This is a genomic window from Caulobacter sp. D5 (genome assembly GCF_003185805.1).
Lineage (GTDB): Bacteria > Pseudomonadota > Alphaproteobacteria > Caulobacterales > Caulobacteraceae > Caulobacter.
Genome location: NZ_QHJY01000134.1, coordinates 1 through 2,124 on the forward strand (window position 1 = coordinate 1; position 2,124 = coordinate 2,124).

The 2,124-nt window shown below is 70.3% G+C and carries 2 protein-coding genes; both read right to left on the reverse strand.

Translation table 11 applies throughout. The features are described from left to right. The coding region (locus DMC18_RS09760) for a hypothetical protein (protein ID WP_146218030.1) at nucleotides 1–245 on the reverse strand (245 nt) is incomplete at its 3' end. After that, on the reverse strand, nucleotides 226–2,124 hold a 1,899-nt coding region (gene gspD / locus DMC18_RS09765), incomplete at its 5' end, for a type II secretion system secretin GspD (RefSeq protein ID WP_158285890.1). The genes DMC18_RS09760 and gspD, both read right to left, overlap by 20 nt.

Consider the following 2,124-nt stretch of genomic DNA (forward strand, 5'->3'; position numbering starts at 1 on the left):
ACCGTCAGGGTCCAGGTCGCCCGGCGCGGATCGATCCCGCCGACCATGCGCAGCGCCGCCAGCCGATGCGCGCCGTCCAGGACGTAGCGCGCCTGGGTTCGGGCGTGGTCGGCCCTTGCCCGCCTCAGATCGGCGCTGGCGCGCACCATCAGGCCGCTGGCCACCATCGCGAGGGCCAGGCTGACGACGATGGCCGCGCCGCTGGCGTAGCCGCCGTCGGACGGATCATTGCGGCGGCAGCCCACGGGCCTGCAACTCCTTCATGTCGCTGAGCAGATCGGTCGTCATGCGGTTGGCGGCTGTCTCGTCGGCGACGATGTGCGCGGTGATCAGCACGATCAGTTCGGTGCGATCATCGTCGTTGCTGCGCGACCGGAACAGCGCGCCCAGGCCCTTGACGTCCTTGAGCCCCGGCACGCCGCTTTCGGTATGGCTTCGCGAGCGACTGATCAGCCCGCCCAGGGCCACCACCGCCCCGCTCTTCAGCACCAGGGTGCTCTCCAGCTTGCGCTGCTGGATGGTCGGCGAGTCGATGCCCGACGTCACCGTCTTGGCCACCGAGCTGACCTCCTGGGCGATCTCCAGCACGACCTGATCCTCGCCGGAAATGCGCGGCGTGACCTGCAGGATCACGCCGGTGTCCTTGTACTCGACGGTGCTGACCAGCGCCGGGTTGTCGGTCGAGACGCTGCTGGAGCTCTGGGTGATGATCGGCACCTGGTCGCCGATCTGCAGCTTGGCCACATGATTGTCGAGCGTGACGATCTTCGGGGCCGACACCACGTCCACGACGGTGCGCGACCCCAGGGCGTTGACCGCCGCGTCGATGTTGCCGCCCAGGAAGGTGATCGAGAACCCCGGATAGCTCGGTCCGATCGTGCCGCTGCTGTTGTAGACCGAACGCCCGGTGACCTCGCCGCTGCCCGACACGGCCGACCAGTCGATGCCGAACTTGAAGTCGTTGGTCAGGCCCACCTCGACGATCGAGGCCTCGATCAGCACCTGCTTGGGCGGGCGGTCGATCTCCGACAGGGTCTGTTGCAGGCTCATCCAGCGATAGGCCGGCGCGCGAATGATCAGGCTGTTGCTTTCCTTGTCGACGCCGATGCGGACGCCGTCTTCCAGGGCCGCCGAGGACGAGGTCTCGCCGCTCCCGCCGGTGTCGCCGCCGCGGGCGGCGGTGTCGGTTCCGCGGGTCGCCGTGCTGGCCGCGTCGCCGGTCCTGGCGGCTCCGCCCGAGGCCAGGCCGTCGCTGGACGGCGTCGCCTCGGCGCCGGTCGACAGCACCTGCGAAAGCGTGCGGGCCAGCGAGGCGGCCGAGGCGCTTCGCGGATGATAGACGTAGATCTGGGTGGAGAGGTCGCGTGACGGGGTGTCCAGCCGCGCGACCCAGCGGGCCGCCTCGTTCAGCGCGGTTTCGGTGCGCCCGGAGATGATCAGACCGTTCAGCCGCTTCAGCGGCGTCACCGTCACGCCCTCGACCCCGGCCGAGGTGAAGATCTTGTTCAGTTCGCCCGCGACCGTGACGCTGGTGGCGTTGTGCAGGTCGATCCAGCGGATCCGCGCGCCTTCCAGCATGTTGCGGTCCAGCACCTTGATGGTCTCCAGCGAGGCCTGCAGCTCACTGCCCGAGCCCGCCAGCACCAGCAGGCCCAGCTTGTCGTCGGCATAGAGCACCGATTTCGTCCCGGTCATCGCCTGCAGCGCCTTGGACACCTCCGTCGGCGAGGCGAAGGACAGGGCGGTGGCCACCACCTCGTAGCCGCTCGAGCCGCCGGAGCGCGTCGGAACCGCGCCCGGCCCCGCCGGTTCACGCAGCGCCGTCGAGCCGCGAACCCGGTCGCGCGGCGCCAGCACCAGGGTGTCGCCCTGGCGCAGCAGCGCGATGTCGCTGGCCGCCAGCGCGGCTTCGAAGGCCTCGAGCAACTGGGCGGGGGTCAGGCGGCGGTCGATGCGGAACGACACCTTGGCGGTGACCGCCGGATCAACCGTATAGGCCAAGCCCAGGGCCTGCCCCAGGATGGCGTCCGCGACCTGGGCGACGTCGGCGTCGCGGAAGGCGAAGGTGAAGGACTGCGCCGCGGCGCGGGGTGCCGGGGCGCTCCAGGCGGGCGCCGTCGGCAG